Origin of the sequence: Burkholderia sp. MSMB1826 (assembly GCF_001526325.1) — a bacterium.
In the GTDB taxonomy this organism is placed as follows: Bacteria; Pseudomonadota; Gammaproteobacteria; order Burkholderiales; family Burkholderiaceae; genus Burkholderia.
The window spans coordinates 195,160-210,208 of record NZ_LOYN01000050.1 but is presented as its reverse complement, the minus strand read 5'-3'; the positions used below and the strand labels follow the sequence as shown (position 1 = coordinate 210,208).

The 15,049-nt window shown below is 68.7% G+C and carries 11 protein-coding genes; 7 read left to right on the top strand and 4 right to left on the bottom strand.

Translation table 11 applies throughout. From position 1 onward, the window contains the following. The first annotated feature begins 14 nt into the window (after positions 1-14). On the top strand, positions 15-2,855 hold the full coding sequence (locus tag WS95_RS28740) for a beta strand repeat-containing protein (RefSeq protein ID WP_059827524.1): 2,841 nt from the start codon (positions 15-17) through the stop codon (positions 2,853-2,855). A 343-nt stretch (positions 2,856-3,198) separates the two neighbouring features. Here WS95_RS28740 and WS95_RS28735 read toward each other — a convergent pair whose 3' ends face one another. Further along, entirely contained in the window at positions 3,199-4,212 is a 1,014-nt protein-coding gene (locus WS95_RS28735; protein WP_059827427.1) for a LacI family DNA-binding transcriptional regulator, read from the bottom strand. Between the two features lie 235 nt (positions 4,213-4,447). Between WS95_RS28735 and WS95_RS28730 the strand changes: the two genes are divergently transcribed. The 6 genes from WS95_RS28730 to WS95_RS28705 all read left to right on the top strand — a co-directional run bounded on the left by WS95_RS28730 (position 4,448) and on the right by WS95_RS28705 (position 12,089). After that, positions 4,448-5,602 (top strand): ABC transporter ATP-binding protein, encoded by a 1,155-nt coding sequence (locus tag WS95_RS28730; protein WP_059827425.1) that lies wholly within the window; start codon positions 4,448-4,450, stop codon positions 5,600-5,602. 63 nt (positions 5,603-5,665) lie between these two features. Then, complete coding sequence (locus tag WS95_RS28725) at positions 5,666-6,904, top strand: ABC transporter substrate-binding protein (protein ID WP_034209059.1); 1,239 nt, start codon at positions 5,666-5,668, stop codon at positions 6,902-6,904. Between the two features lie 79 nt (positions 6,905-6,983). Continuing rightward, complete coding sequence (locus WS95_RS28720; RefSeq protein ID WP_034209060.1) at positions 6,984-7,901, top strand: carbohydrate ABC transporter permease; 918 nt, start codon at positions 6,984-6,986, stop codon at positions 7,899-7,901. A gap of 11 nt (positions 7,902-7,912) precedes the next feature. After that, positions 7,913-8,764 carry a carbohydrate ABC transporter permease gene (locus tag WS95_RS28715; protein WP_034209473.1) on the top strand — a complete coding sequence of 284 codons (852 nt, stop codon included), beginning with the start codon at positions 7,913-7,915 and terminating at the stop codon, positions 8,762-8,764. 36 nt (positions 8,765-8,800) lie between these two features. After that, positions 8,801-10,771 carry a beta-galactosidase gene (locus tag WS95_RS28710; protein WP_059827423.1) on the top strand — a complete coding sequence of 657 codons (1,971 nt, stop codon included), beginning with the start codon at positions 8,801-8,803 and terminating at the stop codon, positions 10,769-10,771. Positions 10,772-10,775: 4 nt separating this feature from the next. After that, entirely contained in the window at positions 10,776-12,089 is a 1,314-nt protein-coding gene (locus tag WS95_RS28705) for a sugar efflux transporter (protein ID WP_059827421.1), read from the top strand. A gap of 42 nt (positions 12,090-12,131) precedes the next feature. Here WS95_RS28705 and WS95_RS28700 read toward each other — a convergent pair whose 3' ends face one another. The 3 genes from WS95_RS28700 to WS95_RS28695 form a co-directional block, all read right to left on the bottom strand. After that, positions 12,132-13,292, bottom strand: a complete 1,161-nt coding sequence (locus WS95_RS28700) for a glycoside hydrolase family 53 protein (RefSeq protein WP_059781811.1) — start codon at positions 13,290-13,292, stop codon at positions 12,132-12,134. Positions 13,293-13,566: 274 nt separating this feature from the next. Beyond that, on the bottom strand, positions 13,567-13,737 hold the full coding sequence (locus WS95_RS35420) for a hypothetical protein (protein ID WP_179949065.1): 171 nt from the start codon (positions 13,735-13,737) through the stop codon (positions 13,567-13,569). Positions 13,738-13,908: 171 nt separating this feature from the next. Next, positions 13,909-14,820 (bottom strand): DUF72 domain-containing protein, encoded by a 912-nt coding sequence (locus WS95_RS28695; protein WP_034209063.1) that lies wholly within the window; start codon positions 14,818-14,820, stop codon positions 13,909-13,911. Positions 14,821-15,049 lie beyond the last annotated feature (229 nt).

Sequence of the window (15,049 nt, the reverse complement as noted above, 5' to 3'; positions counted from 1 at the left end):
AAATGAGGTTATTCATGAAAACGAAAGCGAACGTGAAATTGACAGGCATCGCCTTGTCGGTCGCGGCTTTGTTCAGCCTGGCCGCCTCGGCGTCCCAGGCGGGGGTACTGGCTTCCCCGGTGGGAAGTGTCAGCAAATCCGACGGTCTCATCGTCGCAGGCGGATCCCCCGCGCCCGGGGAACTCGTCGGCACCGTGACGGGATGGGGGAACGGGGTGGTGACGGTCGGCAGCCCGAATGCGGGCGGTATCTCGATCGGGCTGGCAGGGACGGGGACGGGAAGCGCGACCATCGATATCGGTAGCGGATTGCTCGAGCCGGTCGCAGGCGTGGCCGGTACGGTGACGGGGGCGTTGGGTGGTGTCGGTGGTGGTGGTGGCGGTGGGACAGGTGGTGTCGGTGGTGTGGTCGGCACGGTGACGGGTGCGCTGGGCGGCCTTGGCGGAAGTGGTGGCGGGGCTGGCGGGCTTGGTGATGTCGTCGGGACGGTAGCGAACACGGCAGCCGGCGCGGTCGGTGCGGTGACGGGGGCGTTGGGTGGTGTCGGCGGTGGTGGTGGCGGGACGGGCGGTCTCGGCGGCGTCGTTGGCACGGTAGCGAACACGGCCACGGGTGCAGTCGGAACGCTGACTGGCGCTTTGGGCGGTGTCGGTGGTGGGACCGGTGGTCTCGGTGGCGTCGTCGGAACGGTGGGCAACGCAGCAAGCGGCGCAGTCGGTACGGTGACGGGCGCCTTGGGTGGTGTCGGCGATCCGACCGGCGGGCTTGGTGGTGTGGTTGGCACGGTAACCGGTGCACTGGGTGGCATCGGTGGTGGCGGGACTGGCGGTCTCGGTGGTGTTGTCGGAACGGTGGGTAACGCAGCAAGCGGCGCAGTCGGTACGGTGACGGGTGCCTTGGGTGGAGTTGGCGATCCGACCGGTGGGCTTGGTGGCGTGGTTGGCACGGTAACCGGCGCATTGGGTGGCATCGGTGGTGGCGGGACCGGCGGCCTCGGCGGTGTCGTTGGAACGGTCGCGAACACGGCGACGGGTGCAGTCGGAACGCTGACTGGCGCGCTGGGTGGTGTCGGCGGTGGGACTGGTGGTCTCGGTGGCGTTGTCGGAACGGTGGGCAACGCGGCAAGCGGCGCAGTCGGCACGGTGACGGGTGCCTTGGGTGGAGTTGGCGATCCGGCTGGCGGTCTTGGCGGTGTCGTTGGAACGGTAGCGAACACGGCCACTGGTGCAGTCGGAACACTGACTGGCGCTTTGGGCGGTGTTGGCGGTGGGACCGGTGGCCTCGGTGGCGTTGTCGGCACGGTAGCGAACACGGCGACGGGTGCAGTCGGAACGCTGACTGGTGCGCTGGGTGGTGTCGGCGGTGGGACCGGTGGTCTCGGTGGCGTTGTCGGCACGGTCGCGAACACGGCGACGGGTGCAGTCGGAACGTTGACTGGCGCGCTGGGTGGTGCTGGCGGTGCGACCGGCGGTCTCGGTGGCATCGTGGGCACGGTCGGTAACACGGCGACGGGTGCAGTCGGAACGTTGACTGGCGCGCTGGGTGGTGCTGGCGGTGCGACCGGCGGTCTCGGTGGCATCGTGGGCGCGGTCGGCAACTCGGCAACAGGCGCTGTCGGGACGTTGGCCGGCGCAGTGGGCGGTGTCGGTGGAGGCGCGACCGGAGGCCTCGGCAGTCTCGGTGGCATCGTAGGCACGGTAGCCAACTCGGCAACCGGTGCAGTCGGGACGTTGGCCAGCGCAGCAGGTGGTGTCGGCGGTGCGACCGGCAGTCTCGGTGGCATCGTGGGCACGGTGGGCAACACGGCCACCGGTGCAGTCGGAACGCTGGCCGGCGCAGCGGGTAGTGTCGGCGGCGGTGCGACCGGAGGCCTCGGCAGTCTCGGCGGCATCGTAGGCACGGTAGCCAACTCGGCAACCGGTGCGGCCGGAACATTGGCTGGCGCAGTGGGCGGTGTCGGCGGTGCGGCCGGTGGTCTTGGCGGCGTCGTGGGCGCGGTCGGCAACACGGCCACCGGTGCAGCCGGAACATTGGCTGGCGCAGTGGGCGGTGTCGGCGGCGCGGCCGGTGGTCTCGGCGGCGTCGTGGGCACGGTCGGCAACACGGCCACCGGTGCAGTCGGAACGCTGGCCGGCGCAGTGGGCGGTGCCGGCGGCGCGGCCGGCGGTCTCGGCGGCCTCGTGGGCACGGTCGCCAACGCGGGCACGGGCGTCGTCAACGCCGTCACCGGTGTCGCGGGCAACGGCGGCGCGCTGATCACGCCGATCACGAGCATCGTCGGCAATCTCGGCGGCTCGTTGCCGGTCGGCGCAGCCACCGGTGCGATCGGCGCAGCGTCCGGCGCGGTAACCGGCCTCGCCGGCAGCGGCACCGCGGCGATCGCACCGATCGCATCGACCGTCACGTCGCTGATCGGATCCGCCGCGAGCGGCGCCGGCAACGTCGTCGGCTCGGGATCCGGCGCGCTCTCCGGCGCAACCGGTGCGGCGGGCTCGCTCGCGACGGTCACCACAGGCCTGGCGGGTTCGCTCGCGCACACCGTGACCGGCACCGCCGGCGCGGTCGCCGGAACCCTTCCGGCACTGAGTGTCGCGCTCAATGGCGGTACGGCAGCCGGTGCGGTCGGCGGTGTCACGAACGCCGCGGGGGCGCTCATCTCCGGCGGCGCGACGATCGCCAACGCGGCGGTGCAATCGGTCGGTTCGGCCGTCGGGTCGGTGGCCGGCGTCGTCCCCGCGCTGGCGGTTTCGCTGAACGGCAATTCCGCGCAAGGCGGAGGCAGTTCGTCGGGTGGTTTGCTGGCACCCGTGACGTCGCTCGTCACTTCGCTCACCGTTCCGGTGATCAAGAAGTAGGCGACGTCGATATCGCGGCCGCTGCATGCTCCGGGCGGTCGCGCATCTTCACACCTTAGGCGCGTCATTCACAACGCCGGCCGACCGACGAATCGTGTCGACTCGCGCGGCGTTGGCCGGTGACGCGCCATTTTGCGTTTCGGGGAGCCGTTGCGTCGGATGCCTCCATCTCGGGCTTCCCGACCTCTTCCCGTCTGCATCGGTTCGCCGCGCGTCGACGGGAGCGATGTACGTTTCCGCCTTCGTCGAACGAGAAAACGGCAACCGCGGGACCGACGCCACTTCGTTCATTCCCGACGCATACGCCGCACGCCGCAGCCGCAAACGTGTGGACACCGAACCGTCAGTCCGGCGCCACCCCGGTCGATTCGCGCACGACCAGCTCGGGTGCGCCGATCGTATGCACGGCCGTGCCCGGCTCGATCCCGTCGATCATGTCGAGCGTCAGCGCGATCGCCCGCGCGGCGATCTGCGCGGTCGGGAACCGTACGGTCGTGAGCGCGGGGCGGAACTGGTGAGCGAGCTGGATATCGGTCATGCCGACCACCGACAGATCGGCCGGCACGCGCAGGCCGAGATCGGCGGCGGCCTGCATCGCGCCGATCGCCATCAGGTCGTTGGTCGCGAACAGCGCGGTGAGGCCCGGCTGCTCCCGCAGCAGCGTGGCGGCGGCTTCGTAGCCGCCTTCGATCGAGTCGTGGGCCGACACGGTCGTCAGCGCATGTGCCGGATGGCCGCGCGTCGCGAGTTCGTCGGCGAAACCGCGCAGCCGCACCGACTGCGGCCCGCCCGAACCCTTGCCGACGAGCGCGCCGAACGTGCGATGCCGCAGACCGGACAGATGCGCGGCCGCCAGCGCGCCCGCCGCCGCGAAATCGACGGTCACGCACGGCAGCGTGCGCGACGCATGCACGTGTTCCCACATGCACAGCACGATCGATGCGCCGTGACGGGCGATGTCGGCGAGTTCCGCTTCGGCGAGATCGGTGTTCATCACGATCGCACCGGCCGCGAGCGTCCCCGCGATCCGCTCGAGGTAGTTGCGCGTGATCGCCGGATCGTCGTCGGTATTGGACACGAGCAGGTAATGGCCGCGCTTGCGCGCCTCGCGTTCGGCGGCCAGCACGAACTCCGGATAGAACGGGTTCGTGATGTTCGACAGCATCAGCGCGAGCGTCGACGTGCGGCCCTCCGCGAGCGCGCGCGCGGTCAGGTTCGGCCGATACCCGAGTTCGCGGATCGCGGCCATCACGCGCTCGACGGTCGCCGGCTTCACCTTCTGCGGATTGCGCAGCACGTTCGAGACGGTCGCCGCGGTGACGTTCGCGCGCCGCGCGACTTGCGCGAGCGTCACCATGCGCAGGCTCCGGCCGGCCGGGCAGCACCGCGCGAGGACAGTAAGACGGGGAAGTGTCTGCTCATATTCTGGGAGTGCGTCCCACAAGTTGCACAGGGACGGCCGATACGCTAATTTCTCGACACATCAGAGGAAGGAGACGACATGGTACGGCGAACCGGGCGAATCGCGCCACAGAAATTTAAGCGTTTAAATTTTTCGGTCCGATGCGTGTGACCGGCGAAAGGAGAGCGCGATGACCGCCATTTCATTGAAGGATGTCTCGAAGCGCTACGGCGACCATGCGCCGGTGCTGCGCGACGTGAACCTCGAGATCGCGTCGCACGAATTCTGCGTGTTTCTCGGTCCGTCGGGCTGCGGAAAATCCACGCTGTTGCGGATGATCGCCGGGCTCGAGGACGTGACCGAGGGCGAGCTGCGGATCGGCGGCGCACGGATGAACGACACGCCGCCCGCGGAGCGCGGCGTCGCGATGGTGTTCCAGAGCTATGCGCTGTTTCCGCACATGACCGTGTTCGACAACATCGGTTTCGGACTGCGAATCGCCGGCACGCCGAAGGACGAGATCCGCCGCCGCGTGACCGAGGCCGCGCGCGTGCTGCAGCTCGAAGCGCTGCTCGATCGCAAGCCGAAGGCGTTGTCGGGCGGGCAGCGGCAGCGCGTCGCGATCGGCCGCGCGATCGTGCGCGAGCCGCGCGTGTTCCTGTTCGACGAGCCGCTGTCGAACCTCGACGCGACGCTGCGCGGCCAGACGCGTGTCGAAATCGCGCGGTTGCACGCGCGCTTCACGCAATCGAGTTCGGTCTACGTCACGCACGACCAGATCGAGGCGATGACGCTGGCCGACCGGATCGTGCTGCTGCACGCGGGCGACGACGTCGCGCGCTTCGGCAGCATCGCGCAGGCCGGTGCACCGCTCGAGCTGTATCACCGGCCGGCCAACCGCTTCGTCGCGGGCTTCATCGGCTCGCCGCGGATGAACTTTCTGCCGGCGATCGTCGACGCGGGCGATGCGCACGGCTGTCGGCTGACGCTGGAAGGCTCCGGCGAAACGCTGACGCTGCGCGATCGCCCGTTGCCGCGCCACGTCGGCCGCGGCGCGCGCGTGACGCTCGGGATCCGTCCCGAGCACCTGACGCTCGCGGCGTCCGGCGAGGCCGGCTGGCCGTCGATCGTCCGCGACGTCGCGCTCGTCGAGCAGCTCGGCGAAGCCGCGTACGTGCATCTCGACCAGCCCGACGGTGTGCCGCTACTCGCGAAACTGCCCGGGCAGGCCGCGTTGCGGCGCGGCGAGCGCCATGCGTTCCGCATGCCGCCGTCGAGCTGTCACCTTTTCGACGAAGCCGGCATCGCATTGCCGGCCCTTCACGCCGAAGCGGCGTTCGCGTAACGGCGCAATGCCGAGCCGCCGCGTGCGACGCGGCATTCGACACACCAATACCAGGAGACAACGATGAGACTTCGTGCGAGCCGACTGCTGCTTGCCCTGACGACTGCCGCGGCGTGCGCCGCGGGCATGGCCGACGCGGGCACGCTGAAAGTGAACGTCGCCGCGCGCGGCAACCAGCGCGCGACGTGGCAGGCAGCGTTCGACCAGTTCCACAAGGCGAATCCGGATATCGACCTGAAGGTCAGCTACGTCGGCGAGGAGGCGTACAAGGTGCAGATGTCCGGGTGGCTCGCGACCGATCCGCCCGACGTGCTGAGCTGGAACAACGGCGAACGGCTCGCGTATTTCGCGAAGCGCGGGCTGATCGAGGACCTGAGCGCGGATTGGCAGAAGAACGGCTGGAACGACACGTATGCGTCGGTCAAGCAGTCGTCGACCTACGGCGGCAAGCTCTACAGTTTGCCGCTCGGCTATGACGCGTACGGGTTGTTCTACCGCAAGGATCTGTTCGAGAAGGCGGGGATTCACGGCGAGCCGGCCGACTGGCCGCAGTTTCTCGACGCATGCCGCAAGCTGAAGGCGGCCGGCATCGCGCCGATCGCGGTGGCTGCGCGCGATGCGTGGACGCTCGCCGCGTGGTTCGACTACCTCGACCTGCGGATCAACGGCTATGCGTTCCACCAGAAGCTGATGGCCGGCGACGTCGCCTATACCGATCCGCGCGTGCGGGCGGTGTACGCGGCATGGAAGAAGCTGATCGACGACAAGTATTTCATCGACAACGCGCTGTCCTACGACGTCGATTCGCTGAGCCCGCTGATCGTCAACGGCCAGGCCGCGATGACGCTGATGGGCACCTGGTATTCGGCAGGACTGCTGAGCGCGACGCGCAACCCGATCGGCTTCTTCCGCTTCCCGGCGATCGACGCATCGGTGCCGCTGGCGGAGGACGGCCCGGTCAACGTGCTGATCGTCCCCGCGAAGGCGCACAACAAGGCCGATGCGCGCCGCTTCCTCGCGTTCATGGGACAACCGGCGGTGAGCGGCGAGTTCGCGAAGGGGATGGGGCAACTGCCGTCGAACAACAAGGCGCCGGAGCCGCAGGATCCGATCTCGAAGATCGGCTTCCGCACGCTCGCGACGACGCCGGGCGGAATCGCGCAGTTCTACGACCGCGACATGACGAAGGAAATGGCCGACGAGGGGATGAAGGCGATGCAGCAGTTCCTGTCCGATCCGACGCAGCTCGATGCGATCCTGCAGCGCCTCGAGCAGACCCGCAAGCGCATCTACCGCAAGTAATGCGCCGCGCGGCCGGGCCGGCGCGGCCGGTCCGGCGCTTCGTCGCCACCTTTAAGTTCGTTTCGTCGAAGGTCACCTCATGTCAACCAGCCTGTCAGAAAGCGCCGCGCGCCGCGATGCCGGCCCGCGGCGGCATGCGCGCGCGTCGCTCGCGCGACGGCGCAACCGCGCGGCCCTGTGGTTCGTGCTGCCGGGTTTCGCGCTCTTCACCGTGTTCGTGCTGTACCCGATCGTCAGCAGCATCTGGCTGAGCTTCCATCACTGGGACGGGATGACGCCGATGACGTTCGCCGGGCTCGACAACTATCGCGAGCTGCTGCAGTCCGACACGTTCTACGTCGCGCTGAAGAACAACGTGCTGTGGCTCGTGCTGTTTCTCGCCGCGCCGCCGCTCGGCCTCGCGCTCGCGCTGTACCTGAACCAGAACGTGTTCGGCATCCGGCTCGTGAAGTCGCTGTTCTTCGCGCCGTTCGTGCTGCCGGGCGTCGTGGTCGGGCTCGTGTTCTCGTGGTTCTACGATCCGACGTTCGGGCTGCTGAAGCTGATCGTCGGGCACGGGATCCCGGTGCTCGGCGATCCGCGCTATGCGACCTACGGCGTGATCGCCGCGGCGCTGTGGCCGCAGATTCCGTTCTGCATGATTCTCTACCTGACCGGGCTGACCGGCATCAACGGCGAGATCGTCGAAGCGGCGCGGATGGAAGGCGCGCGCGGCTTCACGCTGCTGTGGCACGTGATCCTGCCGCAATTGCGGCCCGCGACGTTCATGGCGGTCGTGCTGACCGTGATCGGCGCGCTGCGCAGCTTCGACCTGATCTCGGTGATGACGGGCGGCGGCCCGTTCGACAGCTCGACCGTGCTCGCGTATTTCATGGTCGATCAGGCGATCAAGTATTACCGCGAAGGCTATTCGGCCGCGATTGCGGTCGTGCTGTTCGCGATCATGCTCGTCTATATCGTGTGGCAGCTTCGCAAGCTGGTGCGCGTCGAGTCGTAAGGATGACCAACATGTATCCGATGCCCGTGTCCCGCTGGGGACGTCCCGCCCGTCTGCTGTACCGGCTGTCGCTGCCGTGCGCGCTCGTGCTGTGGCTCGTGCCGCTGCTCGCGGTGCTCGTCACGTCGATCCGCTCGACCGACGAGATCGCGGCCGGTCGTTACTGGGACTGGCCGAAGCAGTTCGCGCTGGTCGACAACTACGGCGCCGCGCTCACGCAGACGCCGATGCTGCATTACTTCGCGAACAGCATCCTGATCACGGTGCCGTCGGTCGCCGCGTCGATCCTGCTCGCGTCGCTCGCCGGACACGCGCTCGCGAACTACCGCTTCCGCGGCAATCTCGTGCTGCTCGGGCTGTTCGTCGCCGGCAACTTCGTGCCGATCCAGATTCTGATGATTCCGGTGCGCCAGATCATGCTCGGCGTCGGGCTCTACAACACCGTGTGGGCGCTCGTGCTGTTCCATACGGCGTTTCAGACCGGCTTCTGCACGCTGTTCCTGCGCAACTTCATCCGCGAGCTGCCGTTCGAGCTGATCGAGGCCGCGCGCGTCGAAGGCGCGTCCGAGTGGGCGATCTACTGGCGCGTCGTGTTGCCGCTCGTGCGGCCCGCGCTCGCGGCGCTCGCGATCCTCGTGTTCACGTTCGTGTGGAACGACTACTTCTGGGCGCTGTGCCTCACGCAAGGCGACGACGCGGCGCCGATTACGGTCGGCGTCGCCGCGCTCAAAGGGCAGTGGACGACGGCCTGGAACATCGTGTCGGCCGGCTCGGTGCTCGCCGCGCTGCCGTCGGTCGCGATGTTCTTCGCGATGCAGAAGCACTTCGTCGCGGGGCTCACATTCGGCGCGACCAAGGGCTGATCCGTCCCATCCTCTTTCTTCAGCAAGGAATCCACGATGCATCTCGGCGTTTGTTACTACCCCGAACACTGGCCGCGCGAACAATGGGATCGCGATGCGCGGCGCATGGCCGAACTGGGCCTGACCCGCGTGCGGATCGCCGAATTCGCGTGGAGCCGGATGGAGCCGGAGCCGGGCCGCTACGACTGGGCGTGGCTCGACGACGCGATCGACACGCTCGCACGCCGGCAGTTGAAGATCGTGCTCGGCACGCCGACTGCCGCGCCGCCGAAGTGGCTCGTCGATCGTCATCCGGAGATTCTGCCGGTGGGCGCGGACGGCGCGGTGTGGCAGTTCGGCTCGCGTCGCCATTACGACATCGCGAGCCCCGTGTATCGCGAGCACTGCGTGCGCATCGCCGACGCGATGGCGCGGCGCTACGGCGCACATCCGGCCGTGATCGCGTGGCAGACCGACAACGAACTCGGCTGCCACAACACGCTGCCCAGCTATACGCGGGCGGCGCTCGAAGGCTTTCGCGCGTGGCTCGCCGCGCGTTACGGCGATATCGGCGCGCTGAACCGCGCGTGGGGCAACGTGTTCTGGAGCATGGAGTATCGCGGCTTCGACGAGATCGAACTGCCGCGCCATACGCCGACCGACGCGAATCCGGCGCATCTGCTCGACTTCCGGCGCTATCAGTCGGACGCGGTCGCGCGGTTCCATGCCGCGCAGGTCGACGCGATCCGTCCGCACGCGCCGGGCCGCGACGTATTGCACAACTTCATGGGCTTTTTCGCCGAGTTCGACCACTACGCGTTCGCGCGAGGCGGGCTCGACGTCGCCGCGTGGGACAGCTATCCGGTGCCGCGTACCGAAGTGTTGCCGCTCGACGAAGCCGACAAGCGACGCTGGGCCCGCACCGGGCATCCGGACGTGTCGGCGTTCTCGCACGACCTGTATCGCGGCGTCGGCAACGGCCGGATGTGGGTGATGGAGCAACAGGCGGGGCCCGTCAACTGGGCGCCGTACAACCCGGTGCCGCACGCGGGCGCGGTGCGGTTGTGGACCTGGGAAGCGTTCGCGCACGGCGCGGAACTCGTGTCGTATTTCCGCTGGCGGCAGTATCCGCACGCGCAGGAGCAACTGCACTCGGGGCTCAACGCACCGGACGACCGGTTGTCGCCGGGCGGTCATGAAGTGGCGCGCGTCGCGCGCGAGATCGCCGCACTGGATCCTGCGCTCGTCGTCGGCGAGCGCGAGACGGCGCGCGTCGCGCTGCTGTTCGACTACGAGGCCGACTGGATGATCCGGATCCAGCCGCACGGCGCCGATTTCGACTATCAGCAGCACGCGTTCGACTGGTATCGCGCGTTGCGTGAGCTGGGTCTCGACGTCGACATCGTTGCGGCCGATGCCGACGTGTCGCGTTATGCGTTCGTCGTCGCGCCGACGCTGCCGGTCGTGACGGAGCGCATCGTCGAGCAGGCCGCGAGCGGACGCGCGCACTGGCTGTTCGGGCCGCGCACGGGCTCGCGCACCGCGGAATTCGCGATCGCGCCGGGTCTCGCGACGGGCAAGCTGCGCGACGTGCTGCCGGTGCGGATCGGCCAGGTCGAATCGCTGCGGCCGTCGCTCGCGCCGCGGGTGTCGTTCGACGGTGTCGACGGCCATGCGCTGAAATGGCGCGATCACATCGACATGGAATCGACGGCCGGCATCGACGTGCTCGCCGCATGCGACGACGGTGTGCCGGTGCTCGTGCGGTGCGGTGGCGTCACGATGGCGACGGCCTGTTTCGACCGGACGCTGTTGCGCGCGATCGTTGCCCGCTGCGCACGCGATGCCGGCCTTTCGATGCGCGCGCTGCCGGACGGCGTGCGGTTGCGTCGACGCGGGCGCGTAACGTTCGCGTTCAACTACGGCGACGCGCCGTGCACGCTGCCCGTGCCGGACGGTGCGCGCTTCGTCCTCGGCGGCCGGGAACTCGGCGCGGTGGACGTTGCCGCGTGGGTCGAGCCGGACTGACGCGATGCAGTCGTTGCGGTCGCTGCGGTTGCATTTCGCGCGCCTGGCGGGGATCGCGCATTTCGTGCCGCTGTCCGCGGCGGCGCTGCTGCTCGGCGTCGCGATGTCGTTCACCGCGCCGTACCTGTCGCTGTTCGGCGTGGAAGCGGCGGGGATGTCGCCGCTGCTCGCGGGCGTGTTCATGACGCTGATCGCGGCGAGCGGGGTCGTCGCGAGCACGTGGGCCGGGCGTTGGTCGGATCGCCGCGACCGGCACCGGCCGCTGCTCGTCGTGTCGCTCGCGGCGGCCGCGCTGGGCTTCGCGCTGCTGTGCATGTTGCGGGCGCACGGGCCGGTGATCGCCGCCGGCACGATCCTGCTCGGCGCGGGCGCCGTGTCGCTGTCGCAGATCTTCTCGTTCGCGCGCGCGGCGCTGCCCGTCGCCGACGACGCGCAGCGCGAACTCGCGTCGGCCGCGCTGCGCACGATGCTGTCGATCGCGTGGGTATTCGGTCCTGCGCTCGGCGCGCTGATCCTCGCGCAGACGGGTTTCGCCGGACTCTTTCTCGCCGCTTCCGCCGGCTTCGTCGCATGCGCGGCGATCGTCGCGCGGATTCCGGAACCCGTGCGGCGGCCCGCGGCGACGCATGCGCGCGCAGTCGATCGCACCCCGGCAGCGCCGGGCGACGCGACGGCGGCCGTCGTCGCGCCGCGCGCGAGCGTGCTGCGGACCCTCGTTGCGCTCACGCTGATGGGGCTCGCGGCGAACGCGACGATGATCGTGCTGCCGCTCTACATCGTGCGCGGACTCGGCGGCACGCCGACGAACGTATCGGCGGCGCTCGGCCTGGCCGCATTGCTCGAGATTCCGATGATGCTGTGGCTCGGCATCCGGTCGACGCGGCTCGACAAGGCGCGCTGGCTGACGGCGTGTGCGCTCGTGCATGCGGCGTATTTCGTCGGGCTCGCGGCGGTGTCGCGGGTCGATGCGATCCTGCCGCTGCAGTTGCTGAGCGCATGCGTGGTCGCGATCACGTCGTGCCTCGGGATGACGCGCGTATGCGATCTGATGCCCACGCGCCCCGGAACCGCCACCGCGATGTTCTTCAGCACCGCGCGCGTCGGCTCGATTGCGTCGGGCGTGCTGTCGGGCGCGTGCGTCGACCTGTTCGGCTATCGCGCGACGTTCGCGGGCTGTTGCGGGCTCGCGCTCGTCGCGTTCGCGCTGCTCGCCCGGGATGCGCGCGGCGAGCGCGGCCGGGCCGGTGGCGCAAGCGGCACGAGCGGCACAAGCGACACGGCGGCGCCTGCGCGCCGCCGTGTCGATGCACCGCACTGACGCGCGATACGCCGGTGCGGTGATGCCGTCGGCCGTGCCGCGTCAGCGCTGGCGGTATGCGTCGAGCGACGACAGCGCGTGGCCGTGGAAATTGAACAACGTGTTGTTGTCCCACTGGTCGCCCGCGCCGACCTTCCAGCCGACGCCCGGCGTCGGAATCCACTCCGGCTCCCACCAGAACACGCCGGCGCCGCGACGGCCCGGCACCCCCTTCACGATATCGACGACCGCCGCGAGGAATTGCGCCTGCCCGGCCGGCGACGGCGGGAACGCGGTCGAGCCCGTGTTCGTCATCGCGTTCGGCTCGGAGTCGCCGTCGCTGGTGGTCCACGGATACGCGGTCTCGACGACGATCAGTTCCTTGTCGTAGCGCACCGCGAGATCGTTCGCGTTGTTGCGCAGGTCGTCGAGCGCGCCTTGCCACTGCGGGTAATACGACAGGCCGATCACGTCGAATGCGACACCGCGTTGCGTCGCGCTGTCGAACCACCAGCGGCTTTTCGCGTTGTCGCCGCCGCTGTCGATGTGCAGCATCACCTTGATGCGCGGGTCGACGGCCTTCACCGCATCGCGGCCCGCCTTCAGCAATTGAGCGAGGTTGTCCCACTGGTCGTAGCGGCCGAGCGGCCACAGCATGCCGCCCGTGATCTCGTTGCCGATCTGCACCCACTCGGGCCGCACGCCGGCGCGCTGCAACTGGCGCAGCACGTCGGTCGTATAAGCCGACAGCAGCGCGCACGTATCGGCGAGATTCTTGCCGGCCCACGCATGCGGCGGGTATTGCTTGCCGGGGTCGGCCCACCAGTCGCTGTAGTGGAAATCGATCAGGATGCGCATTCCGAGCGCGGCCGCGCGCCTGGCGAGCGCAACGACATGAGCCGCGTTGTTGTAGCCGGCCGGGGCGCTTTGGTTCGCGGGGAAGAAGTCCGGATTGCCCGGATCGTTCCATACCTTGATGCGGATCGAATCGACGCCGTGCGCGTGCAGGATCTTCAGGCAGTCGCGCGGGTGCCCGCGGTCGAAGTACTGCGCGCCGTGCGCCTCGAGTTCCGGTAGCGTCGACACGTCGGCGCCCATCGCGAACGGGGCGCTGCCTGCGGCACGCGTGACGGCCTGTGCGAAGGCCGGCAGCGGGCCGGCCAGGTCGAGACAGGCAAGTGCCGCGGTCGAAACGCTCCAGCTCAGCATCGATCGTCTGTTCATCGTCATCCTCCAGGTGAGGGATCCCGTCGGGTGCGGGATCGCCGGCATCAAAAGTTTAAGCGCTTAAATTTCGGCCTCTACGTGAGGCCGAATCGAGCGTAGCGCAACCGCTGCCGCCGACGCAAAGGACGCATGCGTTGCCTACTATCTGGTGAGGCGCGGAGGCGCCTGCCTTCCCGGCGTCCCGCCGTGCGTACGAAACGGCCAGCGACGTACGTGAGGAATCCGGACGATGCCGTCCGACCGTGCGGGGCGGGCACGCGCCGGCGCCCTGCTACGAGCGGTCGCGATTCCGGGCGCGCGTCGCGCCGGTGATGACCGCGATGCCGAACAGGATGACGGCCACGATCTCGATGATGTGCTGGGCGACGTGCAGCGTCATCAAACCCCAGACGACGCCGCCGATGAAAATGATCCATCCGACCAGGTAGATGAGCAGGGTCATCGCTTTTTCTCCTTGCAGTGTTGGCCCATGGCGCCGATTGCCGGTCGTGAAAAATTTACCGGGCGCGCGGTGCGCGCGACGAGGACGTGCGATCCGGCAGCACCGGAGCATCTTTCGCGCCCGGCCTCGCGGTTTCCGGCGGCGTGTTCGGCGTGCAGTTTGCCGGCCGCTTCATTCGGCCGCCGTGTCATGCGCGTGCAGCCCGAGCCGCGCCATCAGCCGCCTGGCGTCGAACGGCGCTTGCGTTTTCGTGTCGTTGTCGAAATAGCAGTACACGTCGCGCGTCGCCGCGCGTGGCGGGTGCAGCGCCGGTGCGGCGAGACGCGCATCGTCGGGCTGCGCGCCCCGGCTCCACGTGTCGATCCGGCGTGCCCATCGCTCGAGCGCCGCGTCGGCGTATTCGCCCGAATACTTCGTTTCGGTGCCGTGCAGCCGCATGTACACGAACCGCGCGCTCAGATCCTCGAACTGAGGCCACGCCTCGGTCGAATCCGACACGACGAGCGCGACCTTGTGGCGGCGCAGCAGTTTCACGAACGCCGGATCCACGAAGCTGTCGTGCCGCACTTCCACCGCGTGACGCAACGCTCGCTTGCGGTCGATCTCCAGATATGGCGCCCGGACGTGCGAATCGTGCCGGCGGGCGAGGGCGAGCGCGGCTTCCGTATCGTGCGGCAGCAGGCTCAGGAAGCGCTCCATGTGCGCCGGGTCGAAACGCAGCGACGGCGGGAATTGCCACAGCAGCGGCCCGAGCTTCTCCTTCAGCGCGAACAGCCCCTGGGCGAAAAAATTCGCGCACGCGACCGTGGCGGTCTCGTCGCGAAAACGCAGGATGTGCGTGAGGTAGCGCGAACCCTTGACGCTGAACACGAACCCCGGCGGCGTTTCGGCATACCAGCGCCGCCAGCTGTCCGGCGCTTGCAGGCTGTAGTGCGTGCCGTTGATCTCGATCGTCTGCATCTGGCCCGCTGCATACCGCAGCTCGCCGGCCTGCTTCAGGTCGGCAGGGTAGAACGTCCCCCGCCAGCCCGGGTAGCGCCAGCCTGAAATGCCGATGTGAATCCTGCCGGATGTGCGTGTCACGTCGATGCCCGGCTGCGCCGGGTCCCTGATGCGGTTCGGGCGACGCGCAAGATGCGTGCCGCCGCCGTCGGTCCAATTCTTTTTTTAAAGACCGCGCCACGTTCGGCCGGTATGATCGCTGCGCTCGCGAACGGCGCAATCGGTCGGTGCGCACCGATCCCCGCTTCACTGCGTTCGCCGGGCACGGCAATCACGACACCACCGGACGGACCGGGCAATACACGGTTCG

Bases quoted from the DNA above. Each gene is read 5' to 3' on its own strand.
- WS95_RS28740 (WP_059827524.1), top strand. From the start codon at position 15: ATGAAAACGAAAGCGAACGTGAAATTGACAGGCATCGCCTTGTCGGTC.
- WS95_RS28735 (WP_059827427.1), bottom strand. From the start codon at position 4,212: ATGGTGACGCTCGCGCAAGTCGCGCGGCGCGCGAACGTCACCGCGGCG.
- WS95_RS28730 (WP_059827425.1), top strand. From the start codon at position 4,448: ATGACCGCCATTTCATTGAAGGATGTCTCGAAGCGCTACGGCGACCAT.
- WS95_RS28725 (WP_034209059.1), top strand. From the start codon at position 5,666: ATGAGACTTCGTGCGAGCCGACTGCTGCTTGCCCTGACGACTGCCGCG.
- WS95_RS28720 (WP_034209060.1), top strand. From the start codon at position 6,984: ATGTCAACCAGCCTGTCAGAAAGCGCCGCGCGCCGCGATGCCGGCCCG.
- WS95_RS28715 (WP_034209473.1), top strand. From the start codon at position 7,913: ATGTATCCGATGCCCGTGTCCCGCTGGGGACGTCCCGCCCGTCTGCTG.
- WS95_RS28710 (WP_059827423.1), top strand. From the start codon at position 8,801: ATGCATCTCGGCGTTTGTTACTACCCCGAACACTGGCCGCGCGAACAA.
- WS95_RS28705 (WP_059827421.1), top strand. From the start codon at position 10,776: ATGCAGTCGTTGCGGTCGCTGCGGTTGCATTTCGCGCGCCTGGCGGGG.
- WS95_RS28700 (WP_059781811.1), bottom strand. From the start codon at position 13,292: ATGAACAGACGATCGATGCTGAGCTGGAGCGTTTCGACCGCGGCACTT.
- WS95_RS35420 (WP_179949065.1), bottom strand. From the start codon at position 13,737: ATGACCCTGCTCATCTACCTGGTCGGATGGATCATTTTCATCGGCGGC.